Here is a 25201-nt window from a genome sequence, read left to right as displayed (position 1 = left end):
ACCGTAAGTTGTCTAGACCAAAGGAGAATCCTCGTGCAGAAACACTGGCCCCGTCGCCTGACCCTGACCGGTGCGGCGGTCTGTGCCCTGCTCGCAGGCTCCCTCGGGGTGGCTTCAGCGGGCGCGACGCCTGACACACCGAGCGAGACTCACACCGCATGTGTCAAGGACACGGGGCACTACAAGGCCAAGGTCTGTGTGATGGTCGACGCGACCAGTCTCGGTGGCGGGGTGTGGCGGGTCGAAGAGGTCCGGGCCACCGTCAGCGAGCGTGAGACGTCCGGGAACGGGAATTTCTGCTTCTACCTCCACGGCTACAAGAAGCCTACGGACAACGCCATCGTGCGCGACGAATGCGCTCGGCATCCCGGCGGCACGGCCGTCCTCACCCACACGTACAACAAGGATGTCCTCTACGAGGAAAGCGCCCACCTTTCCGAGAAGAACGAATTCTGGGACCGGTTCACCGGATTCATCAGCGTCCACGTGACCCTCGATAGCGGGGGGTGGAGCCGGTCGGAGGTCGGTACTCCGAGGGCCGAGCTCAACTGACCCACGCCCAGGGCGGTCTGCCGCCGCCAGCCACCACAGCGGCAGACCGCCGGCGCTGCACCACATCAGGGCACGTTCCCGGAGCCCCGCCAGTCGGTGGTGCATCGCGGCAGGCGGGGCGCGACGACTACACCGCGTGGACGACGTCCCTCTCCTCCGCGAAGTGGCACGCCGACGCGTGCGCGGCGGGCGAGTCCGTACCCGCGAACCACTCCGGGACCGCGAGCAGCGGCGCCTCACGCGCGCACCGGTCCTCCGCCTTCCAGCAGCGCGTACGGAACCGGCAGCCGGACGGCGGATCGGCCGGTGACGGGACGTCGCCCTGCAGCAGGATGCGCTCGCGCCGCTCGCGGCCCTCCGGGTCGGGGACCGGAACCGCCGACAACAGCGCCTGGGTGTACGGGTGGGTGGGGTGCTCGTAGATCTGCTCTTCGGTGCCGATCTCGGCGAAGCGGCCGAGGTACATCACCGCCACCCGGTCGGAGATATGGCGGACGACCGAGAGGTCGTGGGCGATGAAGACGCAGGAGAGGTCGAACTCGTCCTGGAGCCGCTCCATCAGATTGACGACCTGCGCCTGGACGGAGACGTCCAGCGCGGACACCGGCTCGTCGCAGATGATGACCTCCGGGTTGAGCGCCAGGCCGCGGGCGATGCCGATGCGCTGGCGCTGGCCGCCGGAGAACTGGTGCGGATAGCGGTTGATGTGCTCGGGGTTGAGGCCGACGACCTCCAGCAGTTCCTGCACCTTCCGCCGCCGGTCGCCCTTGCGGACCACCTCCGGGTGGATCTGATACGGCTCCCCGACGATGTCACCCACCGTCATCCGCGGGTTGAGCGCGGTGTACGGGTCCTGGAACACCATCTGGATGTTGCGCCGCACCGCCTTCAACGCCCGTCCGGACAGCCTGGTGATGTCCTCGCCCCGGTAGAAGATCCGGCCGGACGTCGGCCGCTCCAGATGGACCAGCAGCCTCGCCAGGGTCGACTTCCCGCATCCCGACTCCCCGACGACGCCGAGCGTCTCACCCCGGTACAGATCGAAGGAGACCGTGTCGACCGCTCTCACCGCCCCCACCTGCTTCCTGAGAAGGACGCCACGGGTGAGCGGATAGAGCTTGGCCAGGTCGCGTACTTCGAGTACGGACTCCGCCCGCGCGGTCGGTTCAGGCATGCAGCTCGTCCTTCCAGAAGTGGCAGGCGGCGGCGCGGCCGGGCATCTCGGTGCCGTCCCGCTCGGCGACCGCGTACAAGGGCGGCCGGTCGGTGATGCACACGTCCTGCGCGCGGGGGCAGCGGGGGTGGAAGGCGCAGCCCGACGGGATGTCGAGCAGATTCGGCGGGAGACCCCTGATGGCGGACAGCTCCCGGCCCCTGCGGTCCAGCCGTGGGATGGAGTCCAACAGGCCCCGGGTGTACGGGTGGGCCGGACGCTTGTACAACTCGTGCACCGGCGCGGTCTCCACGATCCGCCCGGCGTACATCACCGCGATCCGGTCGGCCACGTCCGCCACGACCCCCAGGTCGTGGGTGATCAGGACCAGACCCATGGTGTACTCCCGCTGCAGCTCCGCGAGCAGGTCCATCACTTGCGCCTGCACCGTGACGTCCAGCGCCGTCGTCGGCTCGTCCGCGATGATCAGATCCGGCTCCAGCGACAGCGCCATCGCGATCATGATGCGCTGCCGCATCCCCCCGGAGAACTGGTGCGGATAGTCCAACGCCCGGGCCGCGGCGGCGGGGATTCCCACCCGGTCCATCAGCTCCACGGCCTTGGCCCTGGCCGCCCTGCGGGACAGGCCCTGATGCACCCGGAACATCTCGCCCAGCTGATAGCCCACGCTCAGCACCGGGTTCAACGCCGAGAGCGCGTCCTGGAAGATCATCGCGATCTTTCTGCCGCGGATTCTGCGGCGCTCCTCCGCCGGCATCGTCAGCATGTCCCGGCCCCGGAAGAGGACCTCGCCCCCCGTCACCCGGCCGGGCGGGCTCTCGAGGATGCCCATGACCGCGTGCGCGGTCACCGACTTGCCGGACCCCGACTCCCCCAGCACGGCAAGGGTCTCCCCGGCGTCCACGTGGTACGAGACGCCGTTCACGGCTTTGACGACGCCGTCCCTCGTCCGGAATTCCACCTGCAGATCGCGTACCGCCAGCAGCCTCGTCGGGTCCGTCGAGTCCATCGAGTCCGTCACCGTACGCCCTCCTCAGCGCAGCTTGGGGTCGAGAGCGTCGCGCACCGCGTCGCCGAGCATGATGAACGCCAGCACGGTGATGCTGAGCGCCCCCGCTGGCCACAGCAGCATGTGCGGTGCGTTCCGGATCTGGGGCGCGGCGTTGGAGATGTCGATCCCCCAGGAGACGGTCGGCGGACGCAGGCCGACGCCGAGGTAGGACAGCGTGGCCTCCAGGGAGATGTACGTCCCGAGGGCGATGGTGGCGACGACGATGACCGGGGCGACCGCGTTGGGAGCGATGTGCCGCAGCAGGATCCGGCTGTTGCCGGCGCCCAGCGCACGGGCCGCCTGGACATAGTCGTTCTGCTGCGCCGCGATGACCGATCCCCGGGCGATACGGGCCACCTGCGGCCAGCCGAGCAACACGATGAAGCCGACCACCGGCCACACGGTGGCGCTGGTGATCACGGACAGGAAGACCAGACCGCCGAGGACGACGGGGATGCCGAAGAAGATGTCGGCCGCCCGCGACAGCAGTGCGTCAGGCCAGCGGCCGAAGAAGCCGGCCAGACCGCCCAGCAGGCCACCGAGGAGCGCGGCCCCCAGGGTCGCGCAGACGCCCACGGTGACGGAGGCCCGGGCGCCGTGGACGGTCCGCGTGTAGACGTCACAGCCCTGGGTGTCGAAGCCGAAGGGGTGGCCGGGCGCGGCGCCCTGCTGCGACTTGGACAGATCGCACTGGAGCGGGTTGCCGCTCGCGATCAGCTGCGGCCAGAGGGAGATCAGGACGAGAAAGACGATCAGCAGCGCCGAGACGATGAAGACGGGGTTGCGGCGCAGCTCGCGCCACGCGTCCGACCAGAGGCTGCGTACCTGCCCGCCGGGGCCGGCCGCGGGACCGTGGCCGACCGGTGGTCCGCCGTTGTACGCGTCGCCGGCCGCCGCTGCCGGATCGGACGCGGCCGGTCCCGCCGCCCTCTGCCCCGCGGCTCCCCGCGTCGGGGCGGCCCGCTCCAGCGCCTCCGCCTCGCGGGCGGCGAGCTCCCTCCTGGGCGCCGGCCCGGTGGCCTCCACGGACCGGTGCGGCTGCTGCGGCTGCTGCGGCTGCTGCGGCTGCTCACGCATAGCGAATCCTCGGATCGAGCACGGCGTAGAGAAGGTCGACGACCAGATTCGCCAGCAGGAAGACGATCACCAGGATGGTCACGAAACCCACGATGGTCGGGGAGTTGTTCCGCAGAATGCCCTGGTAGAGCTGGAAGCCGACACCGTGGATATTGAAGATCCGCTCGGTGACGATGGCGCCGCCCATGAGGACGCCGATGTCGGTGCCGATGAAGGTGACCACCGGGATGAGCGAATTGCGCAGCAGATGCCGGGTGATGACGTGCCGTCGCGGCAGCCCCTTCGCGACCGCCGTCCGCACGTAGTCGGCCCGGACGTTCTCGACGATCGAGGTACGGGTGAGCCGGGTGACGTACGCCAGTGACACCAAGGCCAGGACCACTCCGGGCATGACGAGTTCGCCGAGCGCCGCCTCGGTGGAGACCGTCGGTCTGATGACGCCCCATCGGACCCCGAAGAGGAACTGCAGCAGGTAGCCGGTGACGAAGGTCGGGACCGAGATGACGACGAGGGTGAGGAAGAGGACCCCGGTGTCGACGGCCCTACCGCGACGGAGCCCACTGACCACGCCCAGGACGACTCCCACCGTCACCTCGATGGCGATGGCGACGAGCGTCAGCCGGAGGGTGACGGGAAAGGACTCCGCCATCAGTTCCGTGACCGGCCGCCCGTTGAAGGCCGTGCCGAAGTCGCCCTGGAAGATCTGCCCCATGTAGTGCAGGTACTGCTGCCACAGCGGCTGGTCGAGGCGGAGCTCCCGGCGGATCTGCGCAGCGGTGGTGGGATCGGGGGCACGGTCCCCGAAGAGGGCCGCGACCGGGTCGCCGAGGGCGTACACCATGAAGAAGATCAGGAACGTGCTGCCGATGAACACCGGGATCATCTGCAGCAGTCTCCGGATCACATAGCGTCCCATGCGGGCTCCGGGTGTCGGTCGGGCGGCGGCGTCACCACGTACATCAGCACGGTCAGTTGAGTTCGATCTCGTGGTAGACGGGGACGCTGAAGGGGTTGAGGGACACGCCCGAGAGCCGCTCCGAGTACCCGGCGCTGCCGTTCTGGTACCAGAGCGGGATGGCGGGCATCTGCTCGGCGAGGATCTTCTCCGCGTCCTGGAAGAGCCGCACGGCCCGGCTCTGCTCGTCCTTCGCATTGGCGTCGTTCATCAGCCGGTCGAACCGCTCGTTGCTCCACTTGCCGTCGTTGGAGGAGGCGTTCGAGTAGTAGAGCGGCTGGAGGAAGTTCTGGATGAGCGGGTAGTCCATCTGCCAGCCGGCGCGGAACGGCCCGGACATCTTGCCGCCGTGGATCCGGTTGCGGTAGTCGGCGAAGGTGCCGACCGGATTGACCGTGCAGGCCCGGTCCCGACCCAGGGCGTTGTTGATGCTGTTGCAGACGGCGTCCATCCACATCCGGTGCGAGCCGGCGTCGACGTTCGAGGTGATCGTCACCTTGCCGCCCGGGAGGCCACCCGCCTCCTGGATCAACTTCTTCGCCGCCGCCGGGTCGTAGTCGCACGCGGTGCCGCAGAGCCCTGGCTTGTAGCCGCCCCGGTCCCCGAGGACGGGGGAGGTCCAGTCGCTGGCCGGTGTACGGGTCTTCTGGAAGATCTGCTCGGTGATCTGCCGGCGGTCGATCGCCTTGGACAGGCCGATGCGCAGCTTCTCCTTCCCCGCGCCCCACTTGTCGTCGTAGAAGGGGAAGGCCAGGGTCTGGATGATGCCCGCAGGCTGGTTGATGTACCGGTTGCCGAGGTCGCGCCGGACGTTCTTGAGCTGGGCGGCCGGGATGTCGTCCGCGATGTCGAGGTTGCCGGCCAGCAGGTCGTTGTACGCGGCGTTGTTGTCGGTGTAGACCTTCAGGTCCACCCCGCCGTTCCGCGCCCTGTCCTGACCGGCGTAGCCGTCCCACCTCCGCAGCCGCATCTCCGAGCCCTTGGCGTACGACTCGATGGCGTACGGACCGTTGCCGATCGGCTTGCGCAGCCAGGCGTCGTGGTCGTCGAAGAAGGCCCGGGGCAGCGGGGCGAACGCCGGATATCCGAGGGTGTCGGGCCAGCTGGAGAACGGCTGGTCGAGCGTGACCGTGAAGGTCAGCTCGTCCTTCACCCGGAGCCCGTTGAGGGTCTTCGCCGACGGGCTGCCGGACTCCGGGTGCACGTCGCCGTATCCCTCGATCATGCGGAAGAACGGGGCGTTCTTCTGCCGGTTGCCGATGTGGGCGGCGTAGTTCCAGGCGTCCACATAGGACTGGGCGGTGACCTTCTCGCCGTTGCTGAAGGTCCAGCCGTCCTTGATCGTGATCGTGAAGGTCTGCGAGTCGGTGGTCTCGATCTTCTCGGCCATCATGTTCTCGGCCTCGGCGGTCTTCGGGTCGTAGTACTTCAGACCGCGGAAGATCATGTCGAGGACCTTGCCGCCCTGAACCTCGTTGGTGTTGGCCGGTTCCAGCGGGCTCTGCGGGTCACCCCAGGAGGAGCTGAGGACGGCCGAGGTGTCGGCGCCGGCTCCGCCGCACGCGGTCGCGGCGAGAGCGACGGCGACCGCACCTGCGACCCACGTGGCGTACGCGGTTCGGCGCATGGTGTGCCTCCTTGAGGTGCCCGGCGTGCAGAACCACATAACACCGCACAGTGGGGCAGAACGGGCCGGTGCCACGGTGGGTTCGGCGCGAGCCGCACCGCCCGAATGAATCCGATGATCCGAATGGACCAGGTTCGGTTGCCCGGCCTCCCTGACCTGGCGACCTGTAGAGGGGCCCGGTACACCCCCCAGCGAGGACGTCCCGTGACAGACGGCAGAAGCGGATCATTCGTCAGGAGACGGCGGCCGGCCCAGGCGCTGGTGACAGCAGCCGCGCTGGTCGCCGCCGTACTGGCGATCGCCGTGCCGGTGGTGGCCGACCTGCCCGGCACCTCGACCACCGGCACCTCCCCGCACGGTGCCGGCCCCACCGGCGCCGGTGCCGAGCCACCCGACCGGGACCCGGCAGAGCCCTCACCCTCAGCCGTACGGACGGGCGGTCAGGACCTCATGAAGCTGCGTCCGTTCGCACCGTCCGACACCTCGCTGTTCAGCCGTACGGCATTCCCCGGCTCGGGCCCCATGGTTCCGGCTGTGGGCCCCGCGCCGACGGAAGCCCACCTCGCCAGGCGGCTCGGCTCCACGCTCGCCCGCCGCTGTCCGAACCGGGTGGCACGCGGCCTGACGCTCTTCCTCGCGGACCCCGCCCTGCGGAAGACGGTCCCCGACCCGAATCTCCGTGCCGCCGCCTCGTCCCTGCTGTGCACGTACGGGGAACCGGCCGTCACCGCCCTGCGCGACGGCACGTTCAGCAGGGTCGGGTACGGGAAGCTGCCCGCCGACACCTCCGCGGAGGTCGGCTCGTCCGGCGAGCCGGAGGACGCCCCGTACATCACCGTCAACAAGCGCTATCGGTACGAGGACTTCCGCACGCTGGCCGCCGTCGTCTTCCACGAGACGCTGCACCAGGACGAGGAGGTGACGAACAAGGAGGAGCTGATCAACAGCGCGCTGGACGCCCTGGTCCAGGCCCAGCAGTACCTGAGCGACCCTCGGCCTGCCACGTCCGGAACGGAGTTGACCCGCTGGGTGAACGCGCAACTGCTGGCACGGATCAACAGCGGCTCCGGCACGCGGCTGGGTCTGTTCACGATGAACCGGGCCGACCCCGACTACCCGGGAGGCGCTCCACGGCCCTTCGCCGCGGTCTTCGAACCCCTGGGTGACGACACCCCCGGCAACTCGGTGCTGCGCGAAACCCTCGCCCTGATCGCCCGCGCCGGCGCGGCCCCGCCCCCGACTGCCGGCTTCGACGACCGCACGCTCGACTTCCTCGACGCCCACCAGGGACTCACGGCGGACGAGGTGCTCCGCACCGCGGAGATCCTGCGGCTGCGCACCCCTGCGGGCGCCATCGGCGACTGACGCCGACCGCAGCCGGGTCGACGGCCCGTCGACGGATTGCCGACGGGCCGGGTCACGCGGGGGTACGACCTTGCCGCACGCCCACTGTACGGGCGGCGCGTCAGGCGTGCTTGGCGCGGGAGGCCGTGCGGGCCCGCTCCTTCTGGTCCAGGGTGACCTTGCGGATCCGCACCGACTCCGGCGTCACCTCGACGCACTCGTCGTCCCGGCAGAACTCCAGCGACTGCTCCAGGGAGAGCTTGCGCGGCGGAATGATCGACTCGGTGACATCAGCGGTCGACGACCGCATGTTGGTGAGCTTCTTCTCCTTGGTGATGTTCACGTCCATGTCGTCGGAGCGGGAGTTCTCGCCGACGACCATGCCCTCGTACACCTCGGTCCCGGGCTCCACGAACAGCGTGCCGCGCTCCTGCAGGTTGATCATCGCGAAGGCGGTGACCGCACCGGAGCGGTCGGCGACGAGGGAGCCGGAGGCGCGCGTGCGCAGCTCGCCGAACCAGGGCTCGTGGCCCTCGTGGATGGAGTGGGCGATGCCGGTGCCACGGGTCTGGGTGAGGAACTCGGTGCGGAAGCCGATCAGACCGCGGGACGGGACGACGAACTCCATGCGGACCCAGCCGGAGCCGTGGTTCGACATGTTGTCCATCCGGCCCTTGCGGGTGCCCATGAGCTGGGTGACCGCGCCCATGTGCTCCTCGGGCACGTCCACGGTGAGCCGCTCGACCGGCTCGTACGTCCTGCCCTCGACCTCCTTGACGACCACCTGGGGCTTGCCGACGGTCAGCTCGAAGCCCTCCCGGCGCATCGTCTCGACGAGGATGGCGAGTGCCAGCTCGCCGCGGCCCTGCACCTCCCAGGTGTCGGGACGCTCGGTCGGCAGGACGCGCAGCGAGACATTGCCGATCAGCTCGCGGTCGAGGCGGTCCTTGACGAGGCGCGCGGTGACCTTGCGGTCCTTGACGGCGGACTTGTTGTCCGCGCCCTTGCCGCCGCCGCCCCGGCCGACCAGCGGCGAGGTGTTGGTGCCGATCGTCATCGAGATCGCCGGCTCGTCGACGGTGATCAGCGGCAGCGCGATCGGGTTCTCCGGGTCGGCGAGCGTTTCACCGATCATGATGTCCGGGATTCCGGCGACCGCGCAGATGTCACCCGGCCCGGCCTTCTCGGCGGGCCTGCGGGTGAGCGCCTCGGTCATCAGCAGTTCGGTGATGCGGACGCTCGAGATGGAGCCGTCACGCTTGATCCAGGCGACGGTCTGCCCCTTCTTGAGCTCGCCCTGCTCGACCCGGAGCAGCGCGATACGGCCGAGGAAGTTGTCGGCGTCCAGGTTGGTGACATGGGCCTGGAGCGGGGCCTCCTCCTCGTACCGCGGGGCGGGGACGGTGTCGAGGAGAGCGGTGAAGAAGGGCTGGAGGCTGTCACTGTCGGCGGGGACGGTGCCGTTCTCGGGCTTGGTCAGCGAGGCGACGCCGTCGCGTGCGCAGGCGTAGACGATCGGGAACTCGATCTGGTCCTCGTCCGCGTCCAGATCGAGGAACAGGTCGTAGGCCTCGTCGACGACCTCGTCGATCCGGGCGTCCGGGCGGTCCGTCTTGTTGATGCACAGGATGACCGGCAGCCGGGCCTGGAGGGCTTTGCGCAGCACGAAGCGGGTCTGCGGAAGGGGGCCCTCCGAGGCGTCGACCAGCAGCACCACCGCGTCGACCATCGACAGGCCGCGCTCGACCTCGCCGCCGAAGTCGGCGTGGCCCGGGGTGTCGATGATGTTGATGGTGACCGGCTCGCCACCGTCCTTGGGGTGGTACTTCACCGCGGTGTTCTTCGCGAGAATGGTGATGCCCTTCTCGCGCTCCAGGTCGCTGGAGTCCATCACGCGGTCGTCCACGTGCTGGTGGGCGGCGAACGCACCGGCCTGCTTGAGCATGGCGTCGACGAGGGTCGTCTTGCCGTGATCGACGTGGGCGACGATGGCGACGTTACGGATGTCGTGGCGCGTGGGCACTACGGCGCTTCTCCCGGAATCGTGGATGGCGACGCGTCCGGTCCGGTACACGCGCCCGCCGGGCATGAGATACCGCGGCCTTGCCCCATGGTACGGGGCCGGGCCGGCAAGGGCCGCCCCGGCCGCCGGACCACAGACCCTGGAGAGGCCGCTGAGCAGCGGCGCCGCCTGCTGCCGTGGTTCACATCACGTACGACGGCGACAGCAGCGAGAGCTGCCCGGGCCCGCCGGACGGGCCGCGCCCGCGGCCCGCGCGGCTACCTGCGGAAGCCGATGTTCTCGTAGCGCGGTGTCGCGAAGCCGAAGGCGCCCACATTGGCCAGGTTCGACTTCGTCGCCACCAGCTGCGGGCGCTGGTACAGCGGGATCGATCCGGCTGCGGCCCAGATCCGTGCGTCGGCACGCCGTACGAGAGCGCGGGACGCAGCCGCGTCCAGCTCCGTGACGGCCTGGTCGAAGAGCTGGTCGATGTGGTCCGTGCCGACCCGGGTGTAGTTCTGCTCGACGAGCAGGGAGCCGTCCGGCGCGGGGCGGGGCTTGGCGAAGATCGGGCGGGCGTCAGTGGCCGGGTAGGCGCTGACGGGCCAGGACCAGAGCGCGAGGTCGTAGTCGCCGCTGGCGATGTGGTCCTTGAAGTAGCTGGCGTCGGCGACGGTGGTGATCCGCGTGCGAATGCCGATCTTCGCCAGCATCCGGGAGATGCGGTCGCCGACCATGCGGATCGGCTCGGTGCCGTGGCCGGTGGGGAGGACGAAGCGGAGCGTCAGGGGCTTGCCGTTCTTGTGCAGGACGCGGACGTCGGCGGCGCTGGCCTTGCTGCCGCCCCTCGCGATGCCCTTTTCTCCCTTCTCACTTCCCTTCTCGCCCTTCTCGCTGCCCTTCTCCCCCGCCAGACCGCCGCCGGATCTCCGCCAGCCGGCGGAGGAGAGCAGCGCCTGAGCGGCCTCGGCATCCTGACGGCCGAGCGCCGCGCTGTTGTCCTCGTATCCCTGCTGTCCCGCCATCATCAGATGGCTGCCGAGCGGCTGTGCGGGCAGCGCCATCGGCTTCAGTACGGCGTCCGCGATGGCCTGTCGGTCGATCGTCCGCGCCACGGCACGCCGTACCCGCTCGTCGGCGAGCGGTCCGGATGCACCGTTGAGCGCGAGCTGGGTGTAGGCGGGCTCCAGCGACGTGCGGACGGTGTATCCGCGCAGCGGGGAGGCCGCCGGCGCACCCATCTCCCGCCGCTCCTCCCGCTCCGTATCCCGCCCCTTCTCCGCCTTCTTCCCCGGCTCCGCCGTGCTCCTCTTCTCCGTCTGCTCTGCCCGTTTCGCCTGGTGCGCCTTCTCCGCCTGCGTGATCTTCTGGACGTCCTTCGGCTTCCCCCCGGCCTCGCTGATCCTCTCCGCGGTCGCCGCGTCGATCTCCGCGATGTCCAGTCGGCCGGCCGCGAGTGCGGCGGCCCGGCGGGCGCGCGGAACGACCGTGAACACCAGCCGGTCCAGTTTGGGCCGGTCACCCCACCACTTCGGATTCCGCTCGAGCGTGACCGTGCCCTTGCGCTGATTGCCCTTGGAGCCATGGACCTTCTTCAGGAGATACGGCCCCGCCGTCGCCTTGAGGGTCGTACGCGCGCCGTCGTTGAAGGCGTCCGGGCTGCCCATCACGCCCCTGGGGTACAGCGGCGTGAAGAGCGACCGCCAGTCGGTGTACGGCCTGGCGAAGGTGACCAGCACCTCCCGTGGACTCTCGCCCTCCTCGACCTTCTGGATCCGGTCGTACCCGGCGTTGCGCGCCGTCCAGTAGGCGCGGTCCTTACCGCTCAGCGCCTTCCACTGCGCGATGAAGTCCCGTACGCCGACGGCCCGCCCGTCACTCCATCTGGCGGCCCGGTCGATCGTGTAGCGCACCACCTGCCTCGGCTCGCGCTCGATGACGTCCGCGGCGTCGAGGTAGTCCTCGTTGCGCTGCGGCCGACCGCGCTCGTCGAGGGTGAACAGCGCGGGCAGCACCGCCTCGGCGATCCGGTCGCCGGTGGTGTCGGCATCGGCCTGGAAGGTGTTCAGCGTCAGCGGCATCGAGTCGATCGCCCAGCGCACGGTGCCGCCGTCGCGCACCCGGGTGCGCGCGGCCGGGGCGATGTCCTGCGGTACGGCGCTGGCCCTGGTCTCGCTCCCGGACGTCTCGCACCCGGTCAGCACGGGCAGCGGGAGGAGCACCCCTGCCACCAGGAGCGCGGCGTATCGACGCCTGCCGGAAGCCGTCCCACCTCTGACGCCCTCGATGGACATGACCGAAACCTCCGGGCTGCACACATTTTTCCGCTTATGCCGCTCATCACATCTACGCCTGAAACCACTGAAGTGGACCGGCTCTGCGGGGGCACGCCGACACGGCTGGGGTGCGGGGTTTCCCACCCGTAGGGAGCAAACTCCTCGCCAGGAGAGGTTGAGGGCCGATGCGCGCCCCTCATGGATCGCCCGGCGCGGCCGAATTCACCCCCGACACGAGGGTCCAATCGTGGTAGATCCCTAGCCAAGCCGGGATGTGACGCGTAACACTCGCATCCGCATCAGCGTTGCCACCGCAAGCGTGGAAGTGAGGCCACCTCCATGTCCCTTCAGGACGATCTGACAGCCGCACAGCGATCCCTCGATGAGCTCAGTCGCTCCGTAGGCCGCCTGGAGCAGCAGGTCGGCGCCGGCCTGGAGATCCGGCGGGTGCGCGCCGATACGGATCACCTGCGCGAGAGCCTCGCCCTGCTGCGGGAGACCGCCTCGCAGGCGCGGCCCGACCAGACGCCGCCCCGCCGGTCCGAGATGGTCACCATCCCGGACACGCCGTACAACACCGCCCTGTGGGCGGGCTGCGACGACGAGGGGCTCGGCGTTCGCGACCGGCACGCGCCCTAGCCGCACATCAGGCTCGTACGCCGGTACGAGCCGTGCACCGCCGCCGCACCGCGTCCCCAACCGCTCTCTCCAGCACGGAGCACCCTCTTGGCCACTGGCACCGAACCCCGACCGGGCACCGACGTATCCAGTGACGCGCGTGGCGGAGTCCGCTTCCCCACGCGCGCCGCCATTTCCGCCGGGCATCTGCGCACCGACCGCTGGTGGCTCGCGCCCGCCGCCACCGCCGCCGGTCTGCTCGCCTTCGTCGTCTACTCGACCTGGCGTGCCTTCGCGAACGCCGACTACTACGCGGCGCCCTACGTCTCGCCCTTCTACTCGCCCTGTCTCGCCGAGAACTGCGAGCCCATGAAGGGCGGTCCGAACTGGGAGATCTTCGGCAGCTGGTGGGGCCTGTCCCCCGCCCTGCTGATCCTGATCTTCCCGCTCGGCTTCCGATTGACCTGCTACTACTACCGCAAGGCGTACTACCGCGGCTTCTGGGCGTCGCCGCCGGCCTGCGCGGTGGCCGAGCCCCACGGGAAGTACACCGGCGAGACCCGCTTCCCGCTGATCCTGCAGAACATCCACCGGTACTTCTTCTACGCGGCGATTCCGGTGGCCGTGATCCTCACCTACGACACCGTGCTCGCGTTCCGGAACTCCGACTACGAGTGGGGACACATGGGGCTCGGCACCCTGGTCTTCCTCGTCAACATCGTGCTGATCTGGGCGTACACGCTGTCCTGCCACTCCTGCCGGCACATCGTCGGCGGCCGTCTGAAGAACTTCTCGAAGCACCCGGTGCGCTACCGGATGTGGGGCTGGGTGGGGAAGCTCAACGAGCGGCACATGCTGCTCGCCTGGACCTCGCTGGTCAGCGTGGCGTTCGCCGACTTCTATGTGTACCTGCTCGCCACCGGCGCCTTCGACGACCCACGCATCTTCTGATCCGGCAGATCAGGCACGGCTTAAGCACGCACAGCTTCTGAGAGGGATGCAACAACGATGACGCAAGTCGAACGGCAGGCGTGGGACGTGGTCGTGGTCGGGGCGGGCGGCGCCGGCCTGCGCGCCGCCATCGAGGCCCGCGAACAGGGCATGCGCACCGCCGTCATCTGCAAGTCACTGTTCGGCAAGGCCCATACCGTCATGGCCGAGGGCGGCATCGCGGCGAGCATGGGCAATGTCAACGAGGGCGACAACTGGCAGGTCCACTTCCGCGACACCATGCGCGGCGGAAAGTTCCTCAACCAGTGGCGGATGGCCGAGCTGCACGCGCGCGAGGCGCCCGACCGGGTCTGGGAGCTGGAGACCTGGGGCGCGCTCTTCGACCGCACCGCCGACGGGAAGATCTCGCAGCGCAACTTCGGCGGCCATGAGTACCCGCGGCTGGCCCACGTCGGTGACCGCACCGGCCTGGAGCTGATTCGCACCCTGCAGCAGAAGATCGTCTCCCTGCAGCAGGAGGACCAGCGGGAGCACGGCGACTACGAAGCCCGGCTGAAGGTCTTCCAGGAGTGCACGGTCACCCGGGTCCTCAAGGCAGATGGCAAGGTGGCCGGGGTCTTCGGCTACGAGCGCGAGTCCGGGCGGTTCTTCGTCATCGAGGCCCCGGCGGTGGTACTCGCGACCGGCGGCATCGGCAAGTCCTTCAAGGTCACCTCGAACTCCTGGGAGTACACCGGCGACGGACACGCCCTCGCGCTGCTCGCCGGAGCCCCGCTGATCAACATGGAGTTCGTGCAGTTCCATCCCACCGGGATGGTCTGGCCGCCCTCGGTGAAGGGCATCCTCGTCACCGAGTCCGTGCGCGGTGACGGCGGGGTGCTCCGCAACAGCGAGGGCAACCGCTTCATGTTCGACTACATTCCGGACGTCTTCAAGGAGAAGTACGCCCAGACCGAGGACGAGGGCGACCGCTGGTACGAGGACCCGGACAACAACCGGCGCCCACCCGAGCTGCTCCCGCGCGACGAGGTCGCCCGGGCCATCAACGCCGAGGTGAAGGCCGGCCGCGGCTCGCCACACGGCGGAGTCTTCCTCGATGTGTCGACGCGGATGCCGGCCGAGGTGATCAAGCGCCGACTGCCGTCCATGCACCACCAGTTCAAGGAGCTCGCGGACGTCGACATCACCGCCGAGCCGATGGAGGTCGGACCGACCTGTCACTACGTGATGGGCGGGGTCGACGTCGACCCCGACACGGCCGCCGCGAGCGGTGTGCCGGGGCTCTTCGCCGCCGGCGAGGTCGCCGGCGGCATGCACGGATCGAACCGGCTCGGCGGCAACTCGCTCTCCGACCTGCTGGTCTTCGGCCGACGGGCGGGCCTGTACGCGGCGCAGTACGCGGCCGCGCTCACCGCCGACGAGCGTCCGGTGCCGGGCGAGCCGGACCTCGACATGGCGGAGGCCGAGGCGCTCCGCCCGTTCAGCGCGGAGGGCCCGGACGAGGCCCATCCGGACGGCCGCCCGGCCGAGAACCCGTACACCCTCCACCAGCAGCTCCAGCAGACCATGAACGACCTCGTCGGCATCATCCGGCGGGAGAGCGAGATGACGGAGGCGCTGCACCGGCTGGCGGCGCTGCGCGTGAAGGCGCGGCGCGCCGGGGTCGAAGGCCATCGCCAGTTCAATCCGGGCTGGCACCTCGCCATCGACCTGCGGAACATGCTGCTGGTCAGCGAGTGCGTGGCCCGCGCGGCCCTGGAGCGCAACGAGAGCCGCGGCGGGCACACCCGCGACGACCACCCGCAGATGGACCGGGAGTGGCGCCGGATCAATCTGGTGTGCTCGCTCTCGGACCCCACGGGCGGCCTGGCGGCGACGGACCCCGAGCGCGGCCAGATCCGGCTCGAGCGGCGTGAGGTGCCGCCGATCCGCGCGGACCTGCTCGGACTGTTCGAGAAGGAAGAGCTGGTGAAGTACCTGACGGACGAGGAGCTGAGCCAGTGACCACGAGCACGAGCGCGTACCAGGCCCACTTCAAGGTCTGGCGGGGCGACCCGGACGGCGGCGGCCTGGAGGACTTCAAGGTCGAGGTCAACGAGGGCGAGGTCGTCCTCGACATCATCCACCGGCTCCAGGCCACTCAGGCACCGGACCTGGCCGTGCGCTGGAACTGCAAGGCGGGCAAGTGCGGTTCCTGCAGCGCGGAGATCAACGGCCGTCCGCGGCTGCTGTGCATGACGCGGATGTCGGTCTTCGACCGGGACGAGACGATTACCGTCACACCGATGCGGACCTTCCCGGTCGTACGGGATCTGGTGACGGACGTGTCCTTCAACTACACGAAGGCGCGCGAGGTGCCCTCCTTCGTCCCGCCGCAGGGGGTGGGGCCGGGCGAGTACCGCATGCATCAGGAGGACGTGGGACGCTCGCAGGAGTTCCGCAAATGCATCGAGTGCTTCCTGTGCCAGGACACCTGCCACGTGGTGCGTGACCACGAGGAGAACAAGACGGCCTTCGCCGGTCCGCGGTTCCTGATGCGGATCGCCGAACTGGACATGCACCCGCTGGACGCGGCGGCCGAGTCGGGGCTGGACCGCAAGCGCACCGCCCAGGACGAGCACGGGCTCGGCTACTGCAACATCACCAAGTGCTGCACCGAGGTCTGTCCCGAGGGCATCAAGATCACCGACAATGCGCTGATCCCGCTCAAGGAGCGGGCCGTGGATCGTAAGTACGATCCACTGGTGTGGCTGGGCAGCAAGATCCGCCGACGGGGGCGGTAGCCCTTCGCGCCTGCGGCGCGCATTCTTTCCCGCCCGCCCGCCCCGAATTTGGGGCGGGCGGGCGGGTGCATTCCGGCGCGAAGCGCCGGGGCGGGGACGCGAGGCCGGCAGGGCGGGAGCGCGGACACGGGGTGCGGGCGCGGCGGCGGGTCCGGGGCGCAGACGCAGGGCGCCGGGGCCGGGGCGCCGGGCTCAGTAGAGGCTGAGCAGGGCCTCCACGGGGTCGGCGGCCGTCGACTCGCCGTTCGGGAGGGCGAGTTCGAACCAGACCGTCTTCCCATGGGGGGTGCGGCGACTACCCCACCCCGTACTGAGGAGGCCGACCAACTGCAGGCCGCGGCCGCCCTCGTCCGTGTCGCGGGCGCGGCGGCGGCGCGGCTGGACCAGGCCGCCGTCCCAGACCTCGCACACCAACGTACGGTCGCGCAGCAGCCGGAGCCGGATCTCGCCGCCCGCCGGCTCCTCCCCCAGCCCTCGGCCGGGTGAAGACGCTCCCAGGGGCAGCTGGGGGAGCGCCCCCACCCCGTACCGCAGGGCGTTCGTGACCAGCTCGCTGACCAGCAATTCCGTGGTGTCCACCAGTCCGTCGAGGCCCCAGGCGATCAGTTGTGCGCGCGCCAGCTCGCGGGCGCGCGCCACGCACTGCGGCTCCGCGGGGAGCTTCCAGTCGCCCACCGAGTCCATTGGCAGTCCCCGCACGCGGGCCATCAGCAGGGCGATGTCGTCCTCGCCGTGGTGGGTGTCGAGGGTGTTCAGGACGTGGTCGCAGACGTCCTCGAGCGGCAGCGCGGGGTCCGTGAGGGCCGTACGGAAGGCCTCTAGGCCCTCGTCCAGCGCGTGGTGACGGGACTCGACGAGGCCGTCGGTGTAGAGGGCGAGCAGGGCGCCCTCGGGGAGTTCGACCTCGATCTCCTCGAACGGCTCACCGCCGACACCGAGCGGCATACCGGTGGGGACTTCGAGCATCAGAGGGGACTCGCCTCGCTCGACGAGCACGGGCGGCAGGTGCCCTGCGTTGGCGAACGTACAGCGTCGGGTGACGGGGTCGTAGACGGTGTACACACAGGTGGCGAGGTAGACCTCGGAGAGGTCGGAGGAGTGGTCGGGGCCGCCGGCCGGGGAGCGGCGCTGGGGTTCTCCCCCGGTTCTCGCCCGCGGGACGCCCATCTGCCGAGGGGCGGAAGAGGCCTGAACTCCGCCGTGCGAGCCGGCCGGCGCCGCCAGGCCGCGGGCGATCTCGTCGAGCGCGGACAGCACTTCTGCCGGTTCCAGGTCGAGCAGCGCCAGCGTTCTGACCGCCGTGCGCAGCTCTCCCATGGCGACGGCGGCCCGTAGACCGCGGCCCATCACGTCGCCGACGACCAGGGCCGTACGGTGCCCGGGGAGCTGGATGACGTCGAACCAGTCACCCCCGACCTCGGTCGCGGTGTTGCCGGGCAGATAGCGGCAGGCGATGTCGAGCCCGGCGGCCTCGGGGTCGCCCGGGGGCAGCAGACTGCGCTGCAGTATCAGCGCGCGCTCGTGCTCCCTGCGGTAGAGGCGGGCGTTGTCGATGCAGACGGCGGCGCGGGCCGCGAGCTCGACGGCGAGGGCGGTGTCCCGCTCGCCGAACGGCTCACTGCCCTTCGTACGGGAGAACTGGACGAGCCCGACCACCGTGTCGTGGGCGACCATCGGCACCGCGAGGGTGGACTGCACGACCGCTCCGAGTCCCGGGCCTTCGTCGCCGTCCTGGCCGGGTACGACCTTGGCCTGGCCGGTGCGCAGCGCGTCCGCGCAGGCGGAGTTGAAGGGGTAGCGGTGCACCGCGCCGACATCGATGGGGCGCGGGTCGCCGTCCTCGGGGGCACTGCGGGCGGAGAGCGAGGCCGGGGCGTCGGCGACGGCGCTGGCGAAGGCGACCCGGCGCAGCTCGGCGCTGCCGTCGGCCAGTCCGGGCGGGGTCTCGTCGCCGGAGAGCAGTCCTTGGTAGAGGTCCACGGAGGCCAGGTCGCAGAACTGCGGAACGGCCACGGCGAGGAGTTCGCGGGCGGTGGTCTCCAGGTCGAGCGAATTGCCTATCCGGGAGCCGGCGGCGTTGAGGAGCGCGAGGTTGCGTCGGGCGCTGGCGGCCTCGCGCTCGGCGTTGCGCCGACGGGTGACGTCGGCGCCGAGCGCGGCGACGCCGATCGGCTTCCCGCTGGCGCTGTGCAGCCGGAAGAGGTGGATCGACCAGCGCCGCCGCTCCGCGTCTCCGGGGGCCGATCCCATGAGCTGAAGCTCCGTCACCGGGCTGCCGGTTTCCAGCACCTGCTGCAGAGCGGCCGTCAGTCGCTCGGCCTCGCCGCGCGAAAGGTAGTCGAAGGGCCCGCGGCCACGATGGGACTCGGCGGTGCCGCCGAACACGGCGGCGAAGCGCTCATTGGCGCGCAGGATCTTGAGGTCCGTGCCGAAGAGCAGGAAACCCATCGGAGATTGGCCGAAAACCGCCTGTGAGGCGGCGAGGTCGGTCTCGATGCGGCGCAGGGCCCGTACGTCCACGACGATGCAGAGAGCGCCGCGCCCGCCGTCTTCGGTGTGCGTGGGCATGACGTAGACCTCGGCGAGCCCTTGGGCTTCGCTGCCCTCTATGGCGCGGAACGGGACGAGGCCTATCCACTCGCGGCCGTCCATGATCTCCGCGATCTTGCGGTGTCCGAGGTCGCGCAGCTCATCGGGGACGAAGGCTTCGATGGGGTCCTTGCCGACGGCCGCGGCCGCCGGGATGCCCAGCAGCTCGGTGGCCCGCTCGCTCCACTGATCGATCCGGCCGTCCGGCCCCAGCGAGAATGAGGCGACCTGAATGTAGTCGTAGATCGATCCGGGCGGGCTGCTCTGCCACATGGGGGCAGTCACCGACTCGTCGGGCGTCTCCGCCCCCGCTGGTTTGTCGCTCACGCGCCCGTCCCCTCCAGCTCACCTTGCCCGGACCGGCCTTCGCTGAGTATCCAGCACGTCAGCCGTCCGGAACACGGCCTTCACGATCACAGCACTGTCTCATTCGAGGGTCTGTGGCTTGACCCGAGATCGTCACTGCCATGCATCACGGCGGAGATCTCCGGGCCCGACCCGCGTCTGAGGGCACTCTCTTTCGGGGTTCCACCCGGGCCGTCAGGGCCAGGGGGACCGGCTGCCCTCGCCAGCGCTGGGAGGTGCTCTCGGGGGCACCTCCCAGCGCTGGCGGGGGGAGTTCGGCATCACGCCTATCTCCTAACCGGGCAAGGCCAGCTCGAACCACACGGTCTTGCCGCCGCTCCCGTGCCGGGTCCCCCAGCGCCGGGACGTATCGGCCACCAACTGCAGGCCACGCCCCCCTTCGTCCTCCGGACTCGCCTCCCGGGCCAGCGGCGGATCGGGCAGCGGGTCGGACACCTCGACCAGCAGTGCGTCGTTACGGGTGCGCTGCATGCGGAGCCCGATGGGGCCTCTCGCATGGCGCAGCGCGTTGGTGACGAGTTCACTGACCAGCAATACGGCCGTATCCCCGACGGCGTTCAGCTGCCACTCGTTGAGAGCTGTACGAACATGGACCCGGGCGGCGCGTACGGAGCCGGGTTCGGCGGGGAACGACCACTCGACGCAGGGAGCGCCTGACGCGGTGCGGGAGGCAGAGCGTCCCGGTGGCTCGAAGGCGCCCGCGATGTCGCTCACGCCGACCACTTCCAGACCGATGACAGGTCCGACTGTCCGGTTTCAGAGGATTCCCGGAATGACTACAGAGGTCATACCCGGTATCAGATCCGAACTATCGCCATATAGACCGCAGAGTGGGGTCAAAGACCCCTCATCCTTTCGTCCGCAAGCAGCCGGGCGGCCTCCGCCACAGCGGGCCTGTCCTGGTCGAGCCACTCGACCTCACCCACCCGGTCCGGGGTGAGCCAGCGCACCTCGTCGTGGTCCTGCAGCGGACGCGGCTCGCCGCCGACCAGCCGCGCGGTCCACACCTGCAGCACATAACCCGGCGTCAGAGGCCATTCCCCCGGGATCCGCATGAGCGGCTCCACCTCCACGCCCAGCTCCTCACGCAACTCGCGGACCAGCCCCTCCTCTGGGGCCTCACCGGGCTCGAGCTTGCCGCCCGGCAGCTCCCAGCGGCCCGCCAGAGCGGGCGGAGCGCTGCGCCGAGCGGCCAGCAGCCGCCCGGCGTCCAGCACCGCTCCGCCGACCACGACGCGCGCCCGATCTCCCGTCATGCGCCAAACCCTAGGGCGCGGCGGTGAGCTACGACGATGCCGCCCTGCGACTCACCCGCTCGACCGTGTAGAGCTTCTGCTGGCCGCGGCGGTCGAGCCGGTCGGCGACCCGCTCGGCCTCCGCCCGGGTGGCATAGCGGCCGACGCGGTAGCGGTTGCCGTTGTCGTCCTGGCGTATGACCAGCCAGGGGAGGACGACGCCGTTGTCACTCATCGGCCCACCCCTCGCGCCGTCGTGCGCACGCGCGCGCACAGCGTCCCGTCCTTCGAGGAAAGCGCAATCCGCATATGCCCGAGCGTACGCCCGACCTTAACTCAGCGCATACGAGTTTTCACAAAGAGGTACGCATCCGGCCACATGTTCGAGCTTGGACGACCTCGACCCCGCCGTCAGGGGCCCCTGCGGCCCCGCGGAAACGGCCCGCGCCCCCGACGACGTCGCCGCCGGTTCCGCCGGCGTCGGATGATGCACACCGGCCCTGCGGTTGCCGTGGCCAGGCCCCGCGGTTACTTCACCGGCAGGTGGTAGGCGACGCGGAACCGGTCCGCAGGGACCACCACGTCCGCCGTCTCCACCGGCCGGCCGGAGGCATAGAACGTGCGGGCCACTACGAGCACCGCATGCCCCGGCACCCCGCCCAGCGCCAGGGTCTCCTCCGCGAGCCCCGGGCGGGCGCCGACCTCCTCCGCCACGTTGTCCACGATCACGTCGATCGCCGCCATCCGCTCCACGACCCCGCGCCCGGCGAGCGGACCCTCCTCGGGCAGCATTACCGGCGTGCGGCCGGTGACCGCGAGCGGCTCCCAGGACGTGGCCAGCATCGCCGGCTCTCCCTCCGACCGGTAGAGATAGCGGGTGCGCATCACCTGGTCTCCCGGCTGGATCTCCAGACGCGCGGCGATGTCCGGGGCCGCATCCTCCTGCTCGCTGCTCGACTCCCAGGTGCCCCGCATCCGTTCGTCGGCCTGCTCCTGCCGGAAGGGGGTGGACTCGCCGACCGTGCGGTAGCCGGTACGGGCGATGCGGCGGGGCACCGGCTGCGCCCGGACGTACGTCCCCGAGCCGGAGCGTCCCTCGACGAGCCCTTCGGCCATCAGCACCTTGCGGGCCTCCAGCGCCACGGTGTCGGAGACGCCGTACTCCCGCCGGATGCGGGCCTGGGAGGGGAGCCTGGTGTGCGGCGGCAGAGAGCCGTCGACGATCTTCTGCCGCAGGTCGCCGGCGACCCGAAGGTACGCAGGCTGCTCACCGAAAGGCACGTGCCCTCCCAACAGGTTGACGGACTGCAACAGACTGGCAACCCTGGGTTGTCGCTCGCAAGCATAGGCCAGGGTTTCACTCGAAGTGGTGATCTTCTGCGTTGACCTGCCCGAACATGGGTAGAGCCACCGGATCAGGAGGGTGGGCACGAACGCCGTTGCGGCCCCCAACTCCCGGAGAGACCCTGGAAGAACAGACGCGTGATCGGGGCTTCCCGAGCGCGAACGGCGCGCCCGCCCCGGTCCGCCGGGAGAGGTGGGTCCCATGCGAACGCTTCTGAAGGCCCGGATACCCACGGAGGCCGGGAACAAGGCGATCAAGAACGGGACCATGGAGAAGACGCTCATGGGGGTGCTCGACCGACTCGAGCCGGAAGCGTGCTACTTCTACCCCGAGGAAGGCGAGCGGACCTGTTTCGTCGTGTTCGACATGGAACGGTCGTCGCAGCTGCCGAGCATCGCCGAGACCTTCTTCATGGAGTTCGGCGCCGAGGTCTACGTCGAGCCGGTGATGAACCTCGACGACCTGAAGACCGGCCTCGGGGAGGTCATGGGCCGCCAGTGACTGGGGGCACCCCTGGGGGCACCTCCCCTGGCTACGCCGGGGGGACCCCCGCCCGGACGGAGTCTTGGGGGAGGTAGCTGGAGGAGCTCACACACCGTCGTACGCGGTGAGGAGCAGCGCCACGTCGTCCGGCCGGTCGGGAGCACGGCGGGCCTGCTGGACCAGCGTGTCCGCCATGTGCTCCAGCGAATCCGGCGAGGAACCGGCGAGGGAGGCGCGCAGCGCCTCGACGCCCACATCGATGTCACGGCCCGGCTGCTCGACCATCCCGTCGGTGTACAGCGCCAGCACCGAGCCGCGCACGAGCTGTAGCTCGGTCACCGGGTAGAGCGACTCGCGGTCCACGCCGAGCAGTGTGCCGCCGTCCAGCGGGAGGACCTCGGTCCGCCCGTCGGGCCGGCGCAGCAGCGGCGGCGGGTGTCCGGCCCGTACCGCCAGGGCCCGGCCGGTCCGCGGGTCGAGTTCGATGTAACAGCAGGTCGCAAAGACTCCGGCGTCGAGGTCGGCGAGCAGCCGGTTGGTCCGGCAGACGACCTCGTCGGGTGGACGCTCACTCGCGGCGATGGCGTTGACCGCGCTGCGGAGCTGGCCCATCACCGCGGCGGCGGCGACGCTGTGCCCCTCGACGTCGCCGATGACGAGGGCCACGCCGCGGCCGGTGCCGATCACGTCGTACCAGTCGCCGCCGATCTCCATGCCCTGGGTGCCGGGGAGATAGCGACCGGTGGTCCGGAGCCCCTCGACCGGAGGCAGCCGGTGCGGCAGCAGAGCGTTCTGGAGTCCCCGGGCGAGGGCGAACTCCGCGTCGTAGAGCCGCGCCCGCTCCAGGGCCTGGGCGACCAGGCCGCCCAGCGCCGTGAGGGCGGCGCGCTCGTCGCCGGTGAAGGCGTGCGTGCTGTCGTAGCCGAGGATGCAGGAGCCGATCGGGTGGCCGGAGGCGATGAGGGGCAGAAACGCCCAGGCGTTCATCCGGTCCATCAGGATGCCCGGGTAGGCGGTCGACAGATGCTGGCGCGACTCGAAGAAGATGGGGACGCCGGAGGTCAGCGCCTCGACACCGGGCAGGTGGGCGTCGAGGGTGACCCCTTCGAAGCTGTCGAGGAAGCCGTCCGGGTAGCCGGACTCCCAGGCAAGGTGCATACGGCGGTCCCGGACCAGGTAGAGCGCCAGCTCCTGGCCCCCGAACGCGGGCAGCAGCTGTTCGGCGACCGCCCGGCAGACCTCTCGTACGGACACGGCCTCGGTGAGCACACTGGCCATCTGCACCACGCGGTACAGCGCGCCCGGACGCGCGATGGCCACGGGCGCGGCGAGCGCGGCCGTGCCCAGCGGCTCGGGGGCCCTCCCCCAGCTACCTCCCCCAGCTACCTCTGGGAGGTGCCCCCAGGGAGGTACCCCCACCGTCTCTGGCTCCGCCTCGGCGTGGGCGGGTGCGCTGGTGGGGAAGACCCGCCCGGTGAGTCCGTGCACATCGGGGTAGAGGACGAAGCCGAGCCATTCGCCGACCGGGTGACGTACCAGGAACGACGTCGGCTCCTGCGACAGCATCGCCGACCGGTAGCGGTCCTCGTAGGCGGGGTCGGAGAGCCAGGTCATCACGTGCCACGGGTAGCGGCCGAGGAGTTCGTCCCGGGTGCGGCGCAGCAGCTGCTCGCAACGGTGGTTGGTGTACGTGACGCGGCCGTCCTGGTCGAGCGAGAAGATGCCGTCGGGCAGCCGCTCGGCGGCCTCGGCCGCGGTGCTGCCGGCGGACGCGTCGACGACCACGCCGACCAGGCGCGGCGTGCTCTGCGGGTCGTCACCGCGGTCGACGACCCGGCCCCACAGCTCGATGGGCCGGTACCGGGGCTCGCCGCCGGTCTCGTCGAGGACCCGGAACCTCCGGGCGTGGACCCAGCCGAGCTCGGCCGCGTCCTGCCGGCTCGACCGCAGCTCATGGCGGTCGTCGGGGGTCACCCGGCGCTCGAGGTCCTCGATCGTGCCACCGAAGTGGGCCGGGTCGGTGCCGAGGACCTCGCAGGCCTCGTCGTCGGCGGCGAACGTGCCGGTGCCGAGGTTCCAGTCGATCAGGCCGACGCGGACCCCGCTGACCGCCTCGGCGGGCAGTCGTACGCTCACCGGATCGTCGTCGTACTCGACCCGGCAGTCGATCGCGGCGAGACGTGCGAGGGAACCGCCCATCGCGTCCGCGACGGCACGCAGCCGGAGCTCCTCGAACTGGACGGGGCGGTCGTCGCGTTCGATGGACCGCATCACCACGAGGACGCCCACCACCTCCCCACTCGCCCGCACGGGCTGGTATGCGGAGGCGAACGGGTACGGGAGGCCGGCCGACATCTGCGGGTAGCGGCGCATGGTCTCGCCGGCGTCGGACAGCACGATGCCGCACTCGGTCCGGTAGGCCTCGGATATCGGGAGGGCGCCGCTGACGGGGATGCGCCACCAGGACTTCAGCAGCGAGCGGGGGACCCCGGCGACCATCGTGAGCACCAGCGAGCGCCGGTCCCGCGAGCGGAGGTAGACGCTGCCGCCGTAGCCGCCGCCGGCCTGCACGGCGTCGACGAGCGAGGGGGCGAGCGCGGCTTCGATCTCCGCGCGGCAGCCGGCAACGACGCTCGTGTCGGACCGCCGCGCGCCCTCCGGCCCCGCGGCCACCTCACCCATCTCGCGCCCTCCCGGTACGGACGCATGTCGTACCACCAGGATGTGCCAAGCCCGGGCGATCGGCGCGCCGGGGGCGGGGGAGGTTGCGGGG

General features: G+C 70.3%; 20 protein-coding genes. 7 read left to right on the top strand and 13 right to left on the bottom strand.

What is annotated here, in order from left to right; genetic code table 11:
• Window positions 1-33 precede the first annotated feature (33 nt).
• Window positions 34-552 carry a hypothetical protein gene (locus ACTWQI_RS16465; RefSeq protein WP_443271130.1) on the top strand — a complete coding sequence of 173 codons (519 nt, stop codon included), beginning with the start codon at window positions 34-36 and terminating at the stop codon, window positions 550-552.
• A gap of 127 nt (window positions 553-679) precedes the next feature.
• Here ACTWQI_RS16465 and ACTWQI_RS16460 read toward each other — a convergent pair whose 3' ends face one another.
• From ACTWQI_RS16460 to ACTWQI_RS16440, 5 genes are read right to left on the bottom strand one after another with little or no spacing between them, the layout of a single operon-like run.
• Entirely contained in the window at window positions 680-1726 is a 1047-nt protein-coding gene (locus tag ACTWQI_RS16460) for an ABC transporter ATP-binding protein (RefSeq protein ID WP_443271129.1), read from the bottom strand.
• The gene (locus ACTWQI_RS16455) at window positions 1719-2735 is read right to left on the bottom strand and encodes an ABC transporter ATP-binding protein (protein WP_443271339.1); all 1017 of its coding nucleotides are present in this window, start codon (window positions 2733-2735) and stop codon (window positions 1719-1721) included. Before ACTWQI_RS16455 ends, ACTWQI_RS16460 begins: the two co-directional genes overlap by 8 nt.
• A 24-nt stretch (window positions 2736-2759) precedes the next feature.
• A complete protein-coding gene (locus tag ACTWQI_RS16450; protein ID WP_443271127.1) occupies window positions 2760-3854 on the bottom strand; it encodes an ABC transporter permease in 1095 nt (364 codons plus the stop codon).
• A complete protein-coding gene (locus tag ACTWQI_RS16445) occupies window positions 3847-4770 on the bottom strand; it encodes an ABC transporter permease (RefSeq protein ID WP_443271126.1) in 924 nt (307 codons plus the stop codon). The genes ACTWQI_RS16450 and ACTWQI_RS16445 overlap by 8 nt, the downstream gene beginning before the upstream one ends.
• A 52-nt stretch (window positions 4771-4822) precedes the next feature.
• A complete protein-coding gene (locus tag ACTWQI_RS16440) occupies window positions 4823-6436 on the bottom strand; it encodes a peptide ABC transporter substrate-binding protein (protein WP_443271125.1) in 1614 nt (537 codons plus the stop codon).
• A gap of 204 nt (window positions 6437-6640) precedes the next feature.
• On the opposite strand from ACTWQI_RS16440, the gene ACTWQI_RS16435 reads away from it, so the two are divergent.
• Entirely contained in the window at window positions 6641-7801 is a 1161-nt protein-coding gene (locus ACTWQI_RS16435; protein WP_443271123.1) for a hypothetical protein, read from the top strand.
• Window positions 7802-7901: 100 nt separating this feature from the next.
• Here ACTWQI_RS16435 and typA read toward each other — a convergent pair whose 3' ends face one another.
• Together typA and ACTWQI_RS16425 are read right to left on the bottom strand one after the other, a co-directional pair.
• Window positions 7902-9803 carry a translational GTPase TypA gene (typA, locus tag ACTWQI_RS16430; RefSeq protein WP_443271122.1) on the bottom strand — a complete coding sequence of 634 codons (1902 nt, stop codon included), beginning with the start codon at window positions 9801-9803 and terminating at the stop codon, window positions 7902-7904.
• A gap of 257 nt (window positions 9804-10060) precedes the next feature.
• Entirely contained in the window at window positions 10061-12076 is a 2016-nt protein-coding gene (locus ACTWQI_RS16425; RefSeq protein ID WP_443271120.1) for an ABC transporter substrate-binding protein, read from the bottom strand.
• 321 nt (window positions 12077-12397) lie between these two features.
• Here ACTWQI_RS16425 and ACTWQI_RS16420 point away from each other — a divergent pair, with 321 nt between their 5' ends.
• The 4 genes from ACTWQI_RS16420 to ACTWQI_RS16405 all read left to right on the top strand — a co-directional run bounded on the left by ACTWQI_RS16420 (window position 12398) and on the right by ACTWQI_RS16405 (window position 16410).
• Window positions 12398-12697, top strand: coding sequence for a hypothetical protein (locus ACTWQI_RS16420; protein ID WP_443271119.1), 300 nt, complete (start codon window positions 12398-12400; stop codon window positions 12695-12697).
• 87 nt (window positions 12698-12784) lie between these two features.
• Window positions 12785-13627: a hypothetical protein gene (locus ACTWQI_RS16415; protein ID WP_443271117.1), complete on the top strand. Its 843-nt coding sequence runs from the start codon at window positions 12785-12787 to the stop codon at window positions 13625-13627.
• Window positions 13628-13684: 57 nt separating this feature from the next.
• The gene (locus ACTWQI_RS16410) at window positions 13685-15631 is read left to right on the top strand and encodes a fumarate reductase/succinate dehydrogenase flavoprotein subunit (RefSeq protein ID WP_443271116.1); all 1947 of its coding nucleotides are present in this window, start codon (window positions 13685-13687) and stop codon (window positions 15629-15631) included.
• Window positions 15628-16410, top strand: coding sequence for a succinate dehydrogenase/fumarate reductase iron-sulfur subunit (locus tag ACTWQI_RS16405; protein ID WP_443271115.1), 783 nt, complete (start codon window positions 15628-15630; stop codon window positions 16408-16410). Before ACTWQI_RS16410 ends, ACTWQI_RS16405 begins: the two co-directional genes overlap by 4 nt.
• A 192-nt stretch (window positions 16411-16602) precedes the next feature.
• Here ACTWQI_RS16405 and ACTWQI_RS16400 read toward each other — a convergent pair whose 3' ends face one another.
• The 5 genes from ACTWQI_RS16400 to ACTWQI_RS16380 all read right to left on the bottom strand — a co-directional run bounded on the left by ACTWQI_RS16400 (window position 16603) and on the right by ACTWQI_RS16380 (window position 21881).
• Window positions 16603-19272: a SpoIIE family protein phosphatase gene (locus tag ACTWQI_RS16400; RefSeq protein ID WP_443271337.1), complete on the bottom strand. Its 2670-nt coding sequence runs from the start codon at window positions 19270-19272 to the stop codon at window positions 16603-16605.
• A gap of 366 nt (window positions 19273-19638) precedes the next feature.
• Window positions 19639-20070, bottom strand: a complete 432-nt coding sequence (locus tag ACTWQI_RS16395) for an ATP-binding protein (protein ID WP_443271335.1) — start codon at window positions 20068-20070, stop codon at window positions 19639-19641.
• 131 nt (window positions 20071-20201) lie between these two features.
• Window positions 20202-20621: a (deoxy)nucleoside triphosphate pyrophosphohydrolase gene (locus tag ACTWQI_RS16390; protein ID WP_443271113.1), complete on the bottom strand. Its 420-nt coding sequence runs from the start codon at window positions 20619-20621 to the stop codon at window positions 20202-20204.
• Window positions 20622-20649: 28 nt separating this feature from the next.
• Window positions 20650-20835, bottom strand: coding sequence for an SPOR domain-containing protein (locus ACTWQI_RS16385; protein WP_443271111.1), 186 nt, complete (start codon window positions 20833-20835; stop codon window positions 20650-20652).
• Between the two features lie 293 nt (window positions 20836-21128).
• Entirely contained in the window at window positions 21129-21881 is a 753-nt protein-coding gene (locus ACTWQI_RS16380) for a GntR family transcriptional regulator (protein ID WP_443271110.1), read from the bottom strand.
• A gap of 265 nt (window positions 21882-22146) precedes the next feature.
• Here ACTWQI_RS16380 and ACTWQI_RS16375 point away from each other — a divergent pair, with 265 nt between their 5' ends.
• On the top strand, window positions 22147-22446 hold the full coding sequence (locus ACTWQI_RS16375) for a hypothetical protein (protein ID WP_443271108.1): 300 nt from the start codon (window positions 22147-22149) through the stop codon (window positions 22444-22446).
• An 87-nt stretch (window positions 22447-22533) separates the two neighbouring features.
• Here the strand turns inward: ACTWQI_RS16375 and ACTWQI_RS16370 are convergent, their stop codons facing one another.
• Window positions 22534-25110 carry a SpoIIE family protein phosphatase gene (locus ACTWQI_RS16370; protein ID WP_443271106.1) on the bottom strand — a complete coding sequence of 859 codons (2577 nt, stop codon included), beginning with the start codon at window positions 25108-25110 and terminating at the stop codon, window positions 22534-22536.
• Window positions 25111-25201: the final 91 nt, after the last annotated feature.

Origin of the sequence: Streptomyces sp. KR80 (assembly GCF_052245555.1) — a bacterium.
Classification (GTDB): domain Bacteria; phylum Actinomycetota; class Actinomycetes; order Streptomycetales; family Streptomycetaceae; genus Streptomyces.
The sequence above is the reverse complement of the archived record's forward strand: the minus strand, read 5'-3'. Positions and strand labels throughout refer to the sequence as shown.